Below are 14,120 nucleotides of genomic sequence, written 5' to 3'. Positions count from 1 at the left end.
CATGAAGCCAGCACAAACCATCCAGCCTGTAGAGGCTCCTGATTCATGGGACTCCATCCCTTGGGGGACATCCTATCGTGATACGCTCGATGATGCGCTACAGTCGTGGTGGCCGAAGATTTTTGGTTTTCACCTGGTGAAGGTGGGCGCGCTCAGCGCCGAGATGAAAAGCGCCGACTGTGCGATCCCCCATCAGATCAATGTCGCCCTGAACCGCGCTTGTGCGGACGTGATCGCTGACCCATGCCAACTCCCGTTTGTTGAGAAATCCGTGGATGCCTGCTTGCTGATTCATTCCCTGGCGTACTCCAGCGATCCCCATCGCGTGTTGCGGGAAGTGGATCGCGTTCTGATCAACGATGGCTGGCTTATCATCAGCGGTTTTAATCCGATGAGTTTGATGGGATTGGGAAAAATGGTGCCGGGGATTCGGCGTAGACAGCCGTATTGCAGCCGGATGTTCAGCCAGATGCGGCTGCAGGATTGGCTGAATCTGCTCAACTATGAAATTGTGCATCACACCAGCCTGCATGCGCTGCCCTGGCGTCAGCAAGGGCAAGGGCGTTGGAACAACCATCTCCCGCTGCTGGGCTGTCTCAACCTGATTGTGGCGCGTAAACGCACCGTGCCGCTGACGTTCACGCCGATGCGTTCCAGACTGAAAAAAACGACGATGCGCAGCCCGGTGGGCGTGACGAAAAGCTATCGTCGCGGCCCGGATTAATCCTGTTTGTAACCGACGTCATCCTGCGTTGGAGCGCCCGCCGCTTCACGCGCCAGCTGATCGCAACGTTCGTTTTCCGGATGACCGGCGTGACCTTTCACCCATTCCCATTGGATGGTGTGGTGATGAATCGCTAGATCCAGCCGCTGCCAGAGATCGACGTTTTTTACCGGTTTTTTATCGGCGGTTTTCCAGCCGCGCTTTTTCCAGTTGTGAATCCAACTGGTGATCCCCTGACGGACGTATTGGCTGTCCGTACTGAGCGTCACGTTGCACGGCGTGGTCAGCGATTCCAGCGACACAATCGCCGCCATCAACTCCATGCGATTATTCGTCGTGAGACGGTAACCTGCACTGAGCTCTTTTTCGTGCTGTTTATAGCGCAACACCGCGCCGTAGCCCCCCGGGCCGGGGTTGCCGAGGCAGGAGCCGTCGGTGAAAATTTCTACCTGTTTACGCATCTCTGGTAGACTCTTATCCATGCTGAAAACCACAAGTCTGACATAAACGAAAACGATGAGCACTGAAATAACACGACAAATCGTCCTGGATACCGAAACCACGGGTATGAACAAGTTGGGTGTTCATTACGAAGGTCATCGCATCATCGAAATCGGTGCCGTTGAGGTGATAAATCGTCGTCTGACCGGCCGCAACTATCATGTTTACCTCAAACCCGATCGCCTAATCGACCCTGAAGCCTACAACATTCACGGTATCAGCGACGAATTTCTGGCCGATAAGCCCTCCTATGCCGACATTGCCGACGACTTCATGGATTTTATCCGGGGCGCCGAACTGGTCATTCATAACGCGGCGTTTGATATCGGCTTTATGGACTACGAGTTCCGTATGCTGCAGCGGGATATTCCAAAGACGGAAACCTTCTGCAAAATCACGGATAGCCTTTTGTTGGCCCGTAAACTCTTCCCCGGTAAACGCAACAATCTGGATGCGTTGTGCGATCGCTATCTGATCGACAATACCAAGCGCACGTTGCACGGCGCATTGCTCGATGCCGAGATACTGGCGGAAGTCTATCTGGCGATGACCGGCGGCCAGCGGTCGCTCGCGCTTTCCATGGATAACGAAGGGGCGCAGCAGGCCAATCAGGCGGACACCATTCAGCGTATCGTGCGCCCGGCGTCAGCGTTGCCGGTGATCTACGCCAGCGACGATGAGCTGATGGCGCATGAACAGCGGCTCGACCTGATCGTGAAAAAAGGCGGCAACTGCCTGTGGCGTGATTGAACACCGCCTGCGAGAAAACGGGCTCTGCGCTGGAAATCTGAGCAAACAGAGTCGGTTAGCGTGAAAAAGCATTGACGTGATTAGGGTGCCATTTTAGTATTCACCCCGCTCACAGAGCGCAGAGTGGAGCGGTAGTTCAGTTGGTTAGAATACCTGCCTGTCACGCAGGGGGTCGCGGGTTCGAGTCCCGTCCGTTCCGCCACTTATCTATTCCGGGATGTTCCTATACATCTCTGGATGAATGAAAACCGTATCGCTGTCAAAGGCATACGGTTTTTTTTCGTCTCTATGATACCCTCTGTATATCGGGGTATCCGGCGCGAAATGGCCCACAAAATGGCCTACGCGTAGGAAAGAGAAATTTCGTAGGCCATTTTTGTTTTGTGGCTGAGAAAGGGTTGCGGATACAGGACATTACACCATTCCCGTCGTTTGGTTTTCAACGACAACTAAGGAGTGAATGATGACCGTAACACACCGCCTGCTTTCTGCTGTCACAGTACAAAAAGCAAAACCCGCCGCTAAAGATTATGAACTGCCTGATGGTCATGGCCTGACACTTTCCATCAGGACTACCGGTAAGAAAATCTGGCGTTTTCGTTACCAGCGACCAAATTCCTCAACGCGTACCAATATCACGCTGGGCCATTATCCCTCCATGACGCTGGCGGCCGCGCGTACCCTTCATGATGAATATATCTCGCTTTTGATCAAAGGTATCGACCCCAAAAAACAGGAACAGGACGAGGCTGAGCAGGAAAAAAGAGCCAAAGACAGCCTGTTCGTTAATGTGGCAACGAGGTGGTTTGCCATTAAAAAAACCGGCGGTATTTCCGAGATTCATGCCGGCGATATCTGGCGTTCACTGGAGCGGGACGTTTTTCCGGTAATTGGACAGATAGCCGTGGCTGACTTGAAAGCGCACACCCTGATCGCTGCGCTTGAACCGGTACGGGTACGTGGTGCGCTGGAAACCCTGCGCCGTCTGACGCAGCGTATCAATGAAATCATGGTATTCGCGGTCAATTCCGGGCTTCTTGATGCCAACCCGGCATCCACGATTGGTAAGGTGTTTGAGAAGCCGAAGAAACAGCATATGGCAACCATTCGTCCCGAACGTTTGCCGGAACTAATGCAGCGCATTGAAACGACCAATCTGGGCCTGATGACGCGCTATCTGCTGAAATGGCAACTTTTGACATTGGTTCGTCCCGGCGAGGCGGCCGGGGCTATGTGGCGTGAAATCGACATGGAAAAAAAACTCTGGACCATTCCGCCAGAGCGTATGAAGAAGCGCCGTGAACATCAAGTACCGCTGTCACCGCAAGCGATGGTGCTACTAGAGCGGCTTAAACCGTTTAGCGGGCACTCGGCATTCGTTTTTCCCGGCAGAGGGAAGCGTAGCAAGCCGATGAACAGTGAAACGGTCAATAAGGCTTTACATCGCATGGGACTGGGGGGAGAACTGGTATCGCACGGTTTTCGGGCCTTGGGCAGTACGGCCATGAATGAAGCCGGATTTTCACCGGATGTGATTGAAGCTGTGTTGGCGCATGTCGATACCAATCAGACGCGGGCCGCTTATAACCGCTCCACATATCTCTCGCAGCGTGTTGAGGTTATGGAGTGGTGGGGGCGAAAAGTTAATGAATCGGCACGCGCAGTAATGCTGTAGCAGAATTTATCCAGTGAGGGCGATCCGCTGTGGAAAACGGATCGTCTTTTTCATTTTTGGAGCCTGTCCACGATTCTGTTTAATCGCCATCTCATTTAAAGGTGATCGCTCGCACGATCACCGAACTCGATAATAAAGCGGCTCATGGCCAACCGCCAGTCCCTCAGCGGCATTGTCCATTTCTTTGACGCCGTCTCTATCGCCAGCCATATCACCTTCTTTACCGAGTCGTCTGATGGGAACACCTTACGTTTTTTAATCGCATGCCGGATTACGCTATTCAGCGACTCAATAGCGTTGGTGGTGTAAATCGCCTTGCGGATATCAGACGGATAACCGTACAGCGTTGACAGGTCAGCGCCGCCGTTCCGAACTTGAAATATCTGACAGGACAGTATCCACAAAATATCCAGTAGTTAATGGCGGCTAATATCTCAGAGCAGCTATGAGCTAATATAGCTAATACATATGGGCCATTAATCCTGGCTATTACTTATTTTCTCTTTTAAAATTTTTATGTCATTACAATATTTTTTACCTCCCCATACTCTTTTTCTGCCCACAATAAGCATGACCATTGGTTCAGTTACTTTTAGCCCGGTCAGCCAAGATTTTATGTCTGTATACGATGGTTGCGGAAAATCTTCGGGATGTGTATGCCATTCGCCCAAATAAACAAGGAAGCCGTCTGATTGTTGAAATAATTCGTCAATTTTTTGCTGATGGTGAACACCTTTTCTATCTACCTGATTACGTGACCTGATATCACCAGAACCGGGCTCCGAAATGTTAGTGATGACAATGTGTTGCCCCCGGCGTTCTCCTATCAGGGTCCCTCCAGCCTCGGTACTAGCATAATGCATTTGACGATATGAATTGAGCCGTTGCACGACCTCACTCATGATAACGACATGATTGTTAAAATCATCGATGAATACCAATTCATTTATGTTCATTACATATAGGGCAGTTAGGCTGGCGTGGCAAAAATTGAGGTTTGAGCGAACGTCCACCCTCAAGCATATGTTCACTATAAGTCCACTTCAGCTCGGGTTCGAGAATACTCAACACCGCCAGTTGAGCTAAAGATGCAGTTATACTACTCACCGCCGCATCATAAGGTGTGTAAGTGCTACCACAGCTTTTGCTTTTTTCACTTGATATATCGAGATTGTAAAATCGTGAATCGATCTCGTTGCGGTATTTTGCGGGATTAGAAACCATACACACATAGCAGCTTCGACCGTCATCGATTAAAACTTTTGATGCTCGTCCGTTACCATCATTAAATGCGTGAATAACTATTGGTCTTTGCTCTGGGGGAATCTCTCTTACTATCGCAGCCATACGCTTGGATACCGGAGGACGGCCTGTTGCATCAATAATAATGTCGTATTTCTGCATTACATCAGTACTGATAGTGAATTGTTTTATAAATCCGACAACCTTCGTCTGTAAATGCACGGAGTCCTGGAGTCTTGTTGCAAGTGAAAGGGATTTGGGCCACCCAAAATCATGTGACGATAAGGGATGGCGACCAAAATTACTTGGTTTATATAAATCATCATCATAGAGGTGCAGGAAACCTTTACCGCATCCAGCCCCGTTCCGGAGTAATAATTCCGCAAGATACCCACCAATTGTTCCACAGCCGACCAGAGCTATACACTTTTCTGATAGATTTGCTGCCCCTTCTCGCCGGGAATTTCGGCTAAGTAATGTCGCAATATCCGCACGAATAACCTCCAGTCTTTGATACGCTGTACAAACGCTTTTGCCACCCAACATTGTAGCTAATTTGGCGGTTGAGTTTTTGGCTGATCTCTTATGTCTCCTGAAATCAATAGACTTTGTGTTGAACTCAACATAAATAGCAAAGATATCCTGGTTGAAAATATCAAAGAGAAAAATGTACCTTTTCTTGCCTTCCGCTTTGATGTGTTCAATGACTCTATCTCTGGCATTGCGATCCGCCTTTTCAAGCCAATCCAATAAGTCCCGAAATGAAGCCGGTGGCCATTTCATCCCGGCAAGGCGGCAGGGGTTTACAGAAATGTAGTGCGTATTGATAAGGTATTCTTTTAACGAGCTCAGGTGGAGATACCTTTGCTTAAGCCATTTTGTAATAACACTTTCCGAGTCCTCCGGTGACGATTCCTCAACCGTTATATACTCCAGTCTGGGGGTACCATCAGGCGTTAATGATTTCGACAAACGAGTTTTAAGTTTTGTCTCCCGGCTTGCGTTTGACAGAATAAACAGGCTCTCACTGGGTCGCCAGTATGTGGTAAATTCGCCTTCCAGTTCTCTCTTATCATTCTGCCCTTCTATAGCTGCTAATACCGAGTTAACTAGAGTTCTGTGTATCTGTGTATCAACTTCTCTATATGTTCCTTCTAGGTCGTTGGAATCCCAGTCCGCCTCCATTTGTTCTACATAACATAGGATCCCTTCAAGACTGACATGGGGCATAAGACGGTCTCTGAATTGCTCAGGGAGTTCAAAAATGCAAGCTATCGGTAGTTCAGTAAATGGGTCAGAGTGGATCACAAGAGCAATATTAAAGTTACCTGCGATAGTCTCGTATTCTTTCGTATAAAAGCCTTTCCGACGATCCTGGCTGTGCAGAATAGCCTTCTCAGGCAGATTGCGAGCACGTGTATAGCGATACCCGCAACCTGTCATCACTTTATGAAGTAGCCCTTCCTCCATCAGCCACTTACCATCGTTTTGTTGATTTTCACGGGTGCAGGCTCTTTAGATGGCAAATTGTGAAATGCCGGAGCCGCAGCAATTGATGTGATTAACGAAGCATTAGTTACTCGTTTCCCAAATGCTTCATTCATTTTATGTAGCGCATCTTCTCTGCTGCCTGAGCTCTCAGCATCAAGTAAAATACCCTGTAAGCTTCTCATAGTTTCAACGATGGTTCTCTGGTGTACATTATGATCGCATTCAGCCGGGAACAGTAACTTGTCATCAGTATCGTCGGGACTTTCCAGACCACTACAGAATTCATCAGGCAGTAGTCTGGCAACGAGTTTCATCGTCTCGGTGAGGTCGGAACCATTATGATCCTCTCTGTCGAGGATGTTTACCACGGCAGTCATCAGACTGATTGATGAAGGGCCTCCAACTTCCCATTGAGCATCTCTCCAGGCTTTCATAAAGCGGCAAATTGAACGAAGGTGCCCTCCGATGCGCTTGCAACTGTCGTTAAACCAGTCTTCAACAATTTTTGGGTCGCTTATCGACCACCTTTTTACCCCATCACGTAGTGCTAAATTGACTTTGTCGGACTCAACGACATATGCCTCGCGCAAATCCCTATTCATAGCTACAGACTCAAACATCGAATTTGCCTTTATGACGTGTGCAGAATCTGCTGCGGTTTGTTTGGTCTGAAATTGCTCTTTCGGGATCGCATACATAGGCACATCAATGTGTGTTTTCTCATGAGGAATTTTAATGCGGCCACATGTATTCTTTTCTTCAAATCTCCATCCATCGTTTTCAGCTTCTAACGATTTCAGTGAAGTATCTACGAGTAGAAGTAGCAGAGTGTGGCCAATGCTAGGTTCGGATTCAAATACGGTCATGGGCATATAGGTACCATCATCTATATCCATTTCCTGCCCCGGATGAAAAGGCCTGTTTAACGTATCGTACTGAAAGCTTCCCTGAGTCCAGAAACGAGGCTGAAATTTGATGAAATCATCTCGTGCTTCATCTTCCATTTCAAAAATGAGCCGTGCAAGATCAGCACGGTCTGAGGGCGAGAGGTAGCGAACATTCGTTTGCTCCAGTTTTAACCTGACGCTCTCAAGTGTCAATGTTTGCCTTCTGACGTCAGTAGCGACTTCCCGGGCTTCCTTAAATACATCTCTCGTTCTCTCACGGACTTTCTGGCGAAGCGCTTTCAGTTTATCGGATTCAGTCTTTCCCAGTTTGAGTTTACTGATTAAGCCATCCACATTGTGGCTGTAGTAATTGTTAAAATCCCAACGCATCAGAGTATCTCCTGCGCGATTGTGCGCCTAAAGGGTTTTGCAGGTGTAGTGAAAAAGTTCTTAAGCTTCTGATTCTGAGCGAACTGCACATTAGCGAGTTGTGTTCCCCTTGCGCTTAGATTTTCCAGGGAACTCTTCGTGGCATTATCCAGAGTGATATCACTGGCTGCTTCATTGGGGATAACTTCATCCAAGTAGATATAGTTATCGAACGCGTCATGGAGAGTAAGCTCACGCAGGAGCATATTTTTATGAAGATGCTGGTTAGCCGTCATGGTTGTAAGCACCAGTCGTTTACCCACTCCCCACAGGTGGCAGTATCCACTCCACCATTTTTTGCTCAGAAGCCTTGGACTAAGTGAGTATTCTTCACCGACAGTACCGATATTGAGTATGTGTATGTCTTTGTGGGCTACATTAAAGTCAGACTTCATATCCCTGAACACTTCCAGAAGTCCTATGTAACTAGGGTTGTTAGCAACCAAACCCCCATCAGCAAAATACGCGCGGAGATCTTTGCAATAGTGCGGGGCAAAGTACGTTGGTGCGGCGGAGGTTGCGAGCGCGGCATCAATCAATTTTAGCGGCCCGTCGCGGGTGAAATCAGGGTTATGTGGTGTCTTGAAAAACTGCGGCTTTCCTGTTGAAAGGTTTACTGCCGGAACCATCACTCGCCGGGTCAGGTCATTAAAGGTGGTTTCAGCTCCTATCATTTCTTCAACGGTTTCCCGGAGGGGCAAGCTACTGTAAATAGGAGCAACAAGTGACTTAACCAGGTTGGTCAGCCACCATCTGGTTGGAAAAATGTCATTCGCTTTAACGAAGAAGGCTCGTTCCAGATCGCGAGCACTCTTGCCTGTAGCAAGCCCGAGAGCCAATATACCGCCTATTGATGTTCCAGTAATGAGATCAAAATAGTCACCAATTTTGATGTCTTGGCTAGGGTGTTTACTGGCAAGTATCCTCTCAATCTCTGCAAGGACACTGATAGTAAACATCCCCCTAGCCCCACCACCATTCAGACTAAGTATCCGAACGTTGTAATTATTCACTGCACTTACGTCAGACATCGCTAACTCCCTCTCGGAAAGATAGCTTATAAATGTGTCTGTTTTTTTCCTTTTCAATGTACAAATAACCAGTGCTTTAAAAATAAGTCAATAACTCTAATTTTTAGCATGAAGGTAAATTATACTTCTGGATTAACATGGGTAAGTAAAATAAATTCGCAGTTTAATCTCCGCGTAAGGTATATCGTGGGGAACGCTCTGGGCGGGTCGTATGTATTCCTTTATGTCCCTTAACCATACCCGACTGTCTGATAATAGCGCTATATGGTTAAAGTCATCTACCGCTTTGAATGTCCGTAACAACCGACAAATAAGGATTATCCTCTGGCACAGCTTCATCAAATATATCTTCCGGCCTGTTTAGCAGATACCCCTTCACCCGACGCGTTTTACGCGGACCTTTCACTTCGCAAACGAAAATGTTGATGCCATCGTTGCCGCGCTGGTGGAGTTTCAGTTTCTGGAATGCTTTCTGCACCTGTTTCCATTCATCGCCGGTTGCGCCGGTAGTGGTTTTGACGTACAGCTTAAAGATTTCCGGTGAGACCAGAAACGCTTTGCCTTCGACCATATGGATCCTTGCCAGCGTGTCGTTTACCGCAATTTTATAGGTTCGTATGCCTTCCCTGAGCCAGTCGATAAAACCGGTATCCGTAACCTGAGCGGTTTCGGGTACGGCAACGGGACGTGGCGTCTCTGGTTGCCGACTGACGTTTTCCCTGCCGCCTGTCTCTGCTTCTACCTGTCCGGGCTGAACTTTCGGTAATTCATCAACTATATCTGTCGATGCGGGCAGGATGTGTTTATCGATTTCCTGTTCCGGTGGTGCAAACAGAGAAAAAGCCAACTCACTGAGTTCGTTTTCAGGTGCAGTAATGTCGGGAGCGGTTTGGCTGTCAGCTTTTCCTCTTTCAGTGGCTATGGTCGTCGCCGTACTGCCTGGTATCACTTTTCCGGAAAACGGCGTGGGTCGATCTTCTGAGTTCGGTCAGATCCGTGATGGCGCTAGGCGCAACAATGTTAGTGGGCGGCCCGGCGTCCAGCCGCTGTCAGCGGTGACGGTGCATGACCAGACCGCCTTACCGTCCTGCGTGGGAACAATCAGCCCATGCGCCTGCATTTCATCAAATAGCCGGACATTGCTTTCAGGTACGCTGGTTACGCCCTGTTGCAACAACCACGCCCGCGCTCTGTCGGCGGTGGTTTTGCTGATCAGCCAAAGCGCGTCGTCCGTTAGCCAGCCATCGGAGCCTGAACTTGGGTTACTTAGCTTGAATTCCGCTCTCACCAGTTCCCGCAGGGCAGAGAGGAGTTGTTCCGGCAGCGAGGATGCCGGGCGGGTCAGCGTCTGGCTTGACCCTGACCCAAAATCCTGCTCCATTCAGAAACAGAATTCCGGCATGATAAAAACTCCCCTGAATGGAGGCGGTGCCGATGAAAAAGTCACGATTCACTGAAGAGCAGATTGTTTTTGCCCTCAAGCAGGCAGAGCTTGGGACCTCTGTGCCGGACGTCTGCCGCAAGCTGGGGATCTCCGACGCCACTTTTTACGCGTGGCGTAAGAAATACGGCGGGATTTCGCCTTCAGAGCTGAAACACATGCGGCAGTTGGAAGAAGAGAATCTCAGGCTGAAGAAGCTGGTGGCCGACCTGAGCCTCGATAAAGCCATGCTACAGGACGTACTGGCAAAAAAGATCTGACGCTGGCACGTTTGCGCGAATGGGTCAGGGATTTGCAGGCCCGTTACGGAGCCAGCGAGAGGCAGGTTTGCTTTGCGCTACGCGTCAGTCGCAGCTCATTCCGCTATCGTTCTGTGGCTGCAGACGACAGCGCGCTGCGCTTGCGCATTCGGGAGATCACCGAAACCCGGGTGCATTACGGTTACCGCAGGGTACACGTGATGCTCAGGCGAGAAGGCTGGCGTGATAACCACAAAAGGATCTACCGGCTCTACAGCGAACAGGGACTGTCGCTGCGCCTCAAACGCCCACGTCGCCATAAATCCGCTCAGCGGCGTCAGCCGCAGCCTCAGGGGCTCTATCCGAACCACGTGTGGGGCATGGATTTTGTCTCTGACGCCTTATTCGACGGGCGTCGGCTGCGTCTGCTGACAGTCATTGACCTCTATACGCGCGAATGCCTGGGGATCTGCGTGGGTCAGAATCTACGCTCAGGTGAAGTTGCAGAGATGCTGAACAGCATAGCGCTCAAGCGACCTTTACCACTATTACTGAAAACCGACAATGGTTCTGAATTTGCAGGGAAAATGCTGGATAAATGGGTTTACGAACGGGGTATAAGGATTGACTTTTCGCGGCCCGGGACACCCACGGATAATGCCACGGTGGAGTCTTTTAACGGCAGGCTTCGGCAGGAATGCCTGAACGAGAACTGGTTCATGTCGTTGGAAGATGCGCGGTGCAAAATCGAGGCCTGGCGCATACACTATAATCAGGGCCGTCCCCATTCCGCGCTGGGATGGATGACCCCTGCTGAATTCGCCGAAAAATCTGCCGGTTGCCAGAATATGCAACCAACCTGAAGCCGGTTATTTCTGATTATGGGTGGATCAGATTTGGGGTCATGGTCATGCGGTTTTTAGTCACTGGCACTGCATACCTGAAATACCAGTTTTTCTTGCCACCCTTTGAGAGGGGAGCGATTCGTAGAATCAAGCCATCACCGTCAAACAAGTTGATTTCTTTGTCCGAAGGTTTGGTGCTTTTGATTTCAGTATCTGTGAGTTTTTTTGCGAGTTTTGCCATTTTGGGACCCTCAAGTTTTGGACCCTTTGCGTTGGGTCCCAAAAAGGGTGCCATAACGAGTAGCTTCTAGCAAATCTCAGTAGACTTCAATAGGCGTAAAAAAGCCCGCAAGGCTGGTTCCATGCGGGCTTAGTAGACTTCAGTATACTTCAAACAACTAAAAAGTGGTGGAGCTGGGGGGATTTGAACCCCCGTCCGGAATTACTCTACCGTCGGTACTACATGCTTAGTCTAGTCTTTACATTCACCTGGTAGCTGCGGACAGACACGCTACTAACAAACTAGCCTGATTAGATTTAACGCTTCAACCCCAGGCAAGGTATCCACGCGATCTCTTTTAGGTTTGACCTCTCTTGATCCCCGTCCTAAGAGCGGAGGCTAGGGAGAGAGGGCTATACGCAGGGTATTAAGCTGCTACAGCGTAGTTTTCGTCGTTTGCGACTATTTTTTTGCGGCTTTTTACGAGGCCAACCGCCCCTCGGCATGCACCTTGGGCTTTGCAAATCCCGTCGAATCCAGAATCAGCCCCAAGAAACTTTCGCCAGTATATCAGAACTTACCGGACTTAAGCCACCAGCTTAGCGGTTTGCGTTCTTCATGATACGGGCTTTGTCTAATTTCCACTCACGTTCTTTGATATCGTCGCGCTTGTCGTGATCTCGTTTACCTTTTGCTACGCCGATTTTGACTTTGCTCCAGGCATTTTTCCAATACATCGACAATGCGACGACGGTATAGCCCTCACGGCTGACTCGGCCGATAAGCGATTCTATCTCACGCTTGTTGAGTAACAGTTTGCGCGTGCGAGTGGGGTCGCATACGACATGTGAAGATGCTACGTTGAGCGGTGTAATAGTGGCGCCAAAGAGAAAGGCTTCGCCATCTCTTAAGGTCACATAGCTGTCACTGATATTGGCTTTGCCCGCTCGCAGAGATTTGACTTCCCAACCTTGTAGTTCAAGGCCAGCTTCAAATTCCTCTTCGATGAAGTACTCATGGCGAGCACGCTTATTTTGCGCAATGGTAGCGGAACCGGGTTTGTACGCTTTTTTCTTTTTCATAGTGCCGTCATTATACTGGATGTCTAAGGGAATGAAATCCCCGTCAAAGTGTATAGTGACATTGTGTTCTGCCTTGGGGAAACCTTTCCGGCGTTTTTATCTGATGGCCGAAAATGCTATTATTTTGCGCATTTATTACTCTTGGAAAATGGTATGCCCAAAATTAATCGCTCTGCATTAGTCCCTTACAGCGCTGAGCAAATGTATAAACTCGTCAATGATGTTCCTTCTTACCCTGCCTTTTTACCGGGGTGCACAGGAAGTCGGGTTTTATCGACTTCCTCGGAGGAAATGACCGCAGCGGTCGATGTTTCCAAAGCTGGCATTAGTAAAACGTTTACGACACGAAATACACTGACAGATAACCAGTCTATCTCAATGCAACTGGTCGACGGCCCGTTCCGGGAATTAAAGGGCGATTGGCGGTTTATTCCGCTGAGTGAAAAGGCCTGTAAAGTTGAGCTCGACCTGGATTTTGAATTTAAAAATGCGTTGATCGAGCTTGCCTTTGGTAAAGTCTTTAAAGAATTAGCTAACAATATGGTTCAGGCTTTCACCCAGCGAGCCAAAGAGGTTTACAGTGCCTAAGATGCGGGTAGAAGTGGTTTACGCGCTACCGGAGCGCCAGTTTCTTCTCGCTCTGGATCTCAATGAGGGCGTTACTGTAGAGCAGGCGATCAATGCGTCGGGGTTGCTGGCTTTGCGCCCTGAGATCGATCTCAATTTTAACAAGATTGGTATTTTTAGCCGCCCCGCCCAATTGGATGAAAAACTACAGGAAGGCGATCGCGTTGAAATCTATCGTCCGTTGATTGCCGATCCTAAAGAATTACGCAGACAAAGGGCTGAACACTCAAAAAGCAAGCGTTAGTCAATGTGGGCCAATGAAATAGCCAACGAAAGAACGTGCGGTTGCCAGATATATTCCGCCCACAGGGAAAACAAAAGGGCAGCCAGTCTTGCGAGTGATTAAACCTAAGGGAACAATAGCTACTATTCACCTCCAACGTTGTTCCCGGTGTCGACTGTGCTATTTAGATCTATACAGGCCCATCTCATTCGGTTATGTGCCCATATTGCACGTTTTTCAGAAGCCGGTTCGACCTGAAAAGCTTTTCCGCACAAGGAGTGCTTTTCAGGCGTCTTTGGCTCAATCCGATAGCCAGCATCCTATCCGACAACACTGACGAATTAGTTCAGTGCTGGCTTGTTATCGATGCTGGTAAGGATACCCTGGCTGTTGAAATTCAGCGTTAAAGTTTGCTGTTTCACGGCTTCATGACCGGGCTGTTGGCGGAATACATAGAACCAAGTATCGCTACCAAATGGGTCCTGTAACATCGGGGTTCCCAGAGAATAAGCAACCTGTTGTTTTGTCATACCGTTATGAATCTTGGCGACGTCTGCCGGAGCTAAGTAGTTCCCCTGATTGATATCCGGGCGATAAACCACCTTCTCCAAAGTGGAGCATCCTGCGGTCAACATGACAGCGACTACCGCGACGATAATTGTTAGCGTTTTACAGCGCATAGTGAATTCATTCCTTAAGGTCATAGGTTGCCG

At 49.0% G+C, this 14,120-nt stretch carries 15 protein-coding genes, 1 tRNA gene, 1 other RNA gene and 2 pseudogenes; 7 read left to right on the top strand and 12 right to left on the bottom strand.

Annotated elements, in window-relative coordinates; genetic code table 11:
- Position 1: 1 nt before the first annotated feature.
- Positions 2-724 (top strand): class I SAM-dependent methyltransferase, encoded by a 723-nt coding sequence (locus tag I6N93_RS12890; RefSeq protein WP_085690025.1) that lies wholly within the window; start codon positions 2-4, stop codon positions 722-724.
- Here I6N93_RS12890 and rnhA read toward each other — a convergent pair.
- Positions 721-1,287 carry a ribonuclease HI gene (rnhA, locus tag I6N93_RS12885; RefSeq protein ID WP_167459602.1) on the bottom strand — a complete coding sequence of 189 codons (567 nt, stop codon included), beginning with the start codon at positions 1,285-1,287 and terminating at the stop codon, positions 721-723. The genes I6N93_RS12890 and rnhA overlap by 4 nt on opposite strands.
- Here rnhA and dnaQ point away from each other — a divergent pair.
- The 3 genes from dnaQ to I6N93_RS12870 all read left to right on the top strand — a co-directional run bounded on the left by dnaQ (position 1,241) and on the right by I6N93_RS12870 (position 3,650).
- Positions 1,241-1,975, top strand: a complete 735-nt coding sequence (dnaQ, locus tag I6N93_RS12880; protein ID WP_085690029.1) for a DNA polymerase III subunit epsilon — start codon at positions 1,241-1,243, stop codon at positions 1,973-1,975. The two genes, rnhA and dnaQ, sit on opposite strands and share 47 nt — an antisense overlap.
- 125 nt (positions 1,976-2,100) lie before the next feature.
- Positions 2,101-2,177: transfer RNA gene (locus tag I6N93_RS12875), tRNA-Asp, on the top strand.
- Positions 2,178-2,438: 261 nt separating this feature from the next.
- Positions 2,439-3,650, top strand: coding sequence for an integrase domain-containing protein (locus I6N93_RS12870; RefSeq protein WP_085690031.1), 1,212 nt, complete (start codon positions 2,439-2,441; stop codon positions 3,648-3,650).
- A gap of 95 nt (positions 3,651-3,745) precedes the next feature.
- Here I6N93_RS12870 and I6N93_RS12865 read toward each other — a convergent pair.
- The 7 genes and pseudogenes from I6N93_RS12865 to I6N93_RS12835 form a co-directional block, all read right to left on the bottom strand.
- Positions 3,746-4,003: pseudogene (locus tag I6N93_RS12865) on the bottom strand (transposase); the annotation flags it as partial.
- Positions 4,004-4,126: 123 nt separating this feature from the next.
- Entirely contained in the window at positions 4,127-4,591 is a 465-nt protein-coding gene (cap3, locus tag I6N93_RS12860) for a CBASS system CD-NTase/cGAS isopeptidase Cap3 (RefSeq protein ID WP_232100057.1), read from the bottom strand.
- Position 4,592: 1 nt separating this feature from the next.
- The gene (locus I6N93_RS12855; RefSeq protein ID WP_085690035.1) at positions 4,593-6,362 is read right to left on the bottom strand and encodes an E2/UBC family protein; all 1,770 of its coding nucleotides are present in this window, start codon (positions 6,360-6,362) and stop codon (positions 4,593-4,595) included.
- Positions 6,362-7,660: a CBASS cGAMP synthase gene (locus I6N93_RS12850; protein ID WP_085690037.1), complete on the bottom strand. Its 1,299-nt coding sequence runs from the start codon at positions 7,658-7,660 to the stop codon at positions 6,362-6,364. The genes I6N93_RS12855 and I6N93_RS12850 overlap by 1 nt, the downstream gene beginning before the upstream one ends.
- Positions 7,660-8,730, bottom strand: a complete 1,071-nt coding sequence (locus I6N93_RS12845; RefSeq protein ID WP_085690038.1) for a CBASS cGAMP-activated phospholipase — start codon at positions 8,728-8,730, stop codon at positions 7,660-7,662. Before I6N93_RS12845 ends, I6N93_RS12850 begins: the two co-directional genes overlap by 1 nt.
- 274 nt (positions 8,731-9,004) lie before the next feature.
- A complete protein-coding gene (locus tag I6N93_RS12840; RefSeq protein ID WP_197669158.1) occupies positions 9,005-9,679 on the bottom strand; it encodes a conjugal transfer nickase/helicase domain-containing protein in 675 nt (224 codons plus the stop codon).
- 39 nt (positions 9,680-9,718) lie between these two features.
- A complete protein-coding gene (locus I6N93_RS12835) occupies positions 9,719-10,111 on the bottom strand; it encodes a TraI domain-containing protein (RefSeq protein WP_197669157.1) in 393 nt (130 codons plus the stop codon).
- A gap of 53 nt (positions 10,112-10,164) precedes the next feature.
- On the opposite strand from I6N93_RS12835, the gene I6N93_RS12830 reads away from it, so the two are divergent.
- Positions 10,165-11,273 (top strand): IS3 family transposase gene (locus tag I6N93_RS12830; protein ID WP_373853693.1). Its coding sequence is split into 2 segments (ribosomal slippage): positions 10,165-10,426 and positions 10,426-11,273, totalling 1,110 coding nucleotides; the frame shifts between segments, so codons are not numbered across the junction.
- 49 nt (positions 11,274-11,322) lie between these two features.
- On the opposite strand, the pseudogene I6N93_RS12825 reads toward I6N93_RS12830, so the two are convergent.
- From I6N93_RS12825 to smpB, 3 genes and pseudogenes are all read right to left on the bottom strand, one after another.
- Positions 11,323-11,496 (bottom strand): annotated as a pseudogene (locus I6N93_RS12825) (integrase arm-type DNA-binding domain-containing protein); the annotation flags it as partial.
- A 165-nt stretch (positions 11,497-11,661) separates the two neighbouring features.
- Positions 11,662-12,025: a transfer-messenger RNA gene (gene ssrA, locus I6N93_RS12820) on the bottom strand.
- Between the two features lie 49 nt (positions 12,026-12,074).
- Complete coding sequence (gene smpB, locus I6N93_RS12815; protein ID WP_085652266.1) at positions 12,075-12,557, bottom strand: SsrA-binding protein SmpB; 483 nt, start codon at positions 12,555-12,557, stop codon at positions 12,075-12,077.
- Positions 12,558-12,710: 153 nt separating this feature from the next.
- Between smpB and I6N93_RS12810 the strand changes: the two genes are divergently transcribed.
- Complete coding sequence (locus I6N93_RS12810; protein WP_085687304.1) at positions 12,711-13,145, top strand: type II toxin-antitoxin system RatA family toxin; 435 nt, start codon at positions 12,711-12,713, stop codon at positions 13,143-13,145.
- A complete protein-coding gene (locus tag I6N93_RS12805) occupies positions 13,138-13,428 on the top strand; it encodes an RnfH family protein (protein ID WP_085687306.1) in 291 nt (96 codons plus the stop codon). Before I6N93_RS12810 ends, I6N93_RS12805 begins: the two co-directional genes overlap by 8 nt.
- Positions 13,429-13,748: 320 nt before the next feature.
- Here the strand turns inward: I6N93_RS12805 and bamE are convergent, their stop codons facing one another.
- Positions 13,749-14,087 (bottom strand): outer membrane protein assembly factor BamE, encoded by a 339-nt coding sequence (bamE, locus tag I6N93_RS12800; protein WP_085687308.1) that lies wholly within the window; start codon positions 14,085-14,087, stop codon positions 13,749-13,751.
- Between the last annotated feature and the right edge of the window lie 33 nt (positions 14,088-14,120).

It is taken from the genome of Lonsdalea populi (assembly GCF_015999465.1).
GTDB classification, from domain to species: Bacteria; Pseudomonadota; Gammaproteobacteria; order Enterobacterales; family Enterobacteriaceae; genus Lonsdalea; species Lonsdalea populi.
This window is presented reverse-complemented; position numbering and strand designations above follow the sequence as displayed.

Excerpts from the sequence above, each read along its gene's own strand:
- I6N93_RS12890 (WP_085690025.1), top strand. The coding sequence starts at position 2 with ATGAAGCCAGCACAAACCATCCAGCCTGTAGAGGCTCCTGATTCATGG.
- dnaQ (WP_085690029.1), top strand. The coding sequence starts at position 1,241 with ATGAGCACTGAAATAACACGACAAATCGTCCTGGATACCGAAACCACG.
- I6N93_RS12870 (WP_085690031.1), top strand. The coding sequence starts at position 2,439 with ATGACCGTAACACACCGCCTGCTTTCTGCTGTCACAGTACAAAAAGCA.
- I6N93_RS12855 (WP_085690035.1), bottom strand. The coding sequence starts at position 6,362 with ATGGAGGAAGGGCTACTTCATAAAGTGATGACAGGTTGCGGGTATCGC.
- I6N93_RS12850 (WP_085690037.1), bottom strand. The coding sequence starts at position 7,660 with ATGCGTTGGGATTTTAACAATTACTACAGCCACAATGTGGATGGCTTA.
- I6N93_RS12845 (WP_085690038.1), bottom strand. The coding sequence starts at position 8,730 with ATGTCTGACGTAAGTGCAGTGAATAATTACAACGTTCGGATACTTAGT.
- I6N93_RS12835 (WP_197669157.1), bottom strand. The coding sequence starts at position 10,111 with ATGGAGCAGGATTTTGGGTCAGGGTCAAGCCAGACGCTGACCCGCCCG.
- smpB (WP_085652266.1), bottom strand. The coding sequence starts at position 12,557 with ATGAAAAAGAAAAAAGCGTACAAACCCGGTTCCGCTACCATTGCGCAA.
- I6N93_RS12810 (WP_085687304.1), top strand. The coding sequence starts at position 12,711 with ATGCCCAAAATTAATCGCTCTGCATTAGTCCCTTACAGCGCTGAGCAA.
- bamE (WP_085687308.1), bottom strand. The coding sequence starts at position 14,087 with ATGCGCTGTAAAACGCTAACAATTATCGTCGCGGTAGTCGCTGTCATG.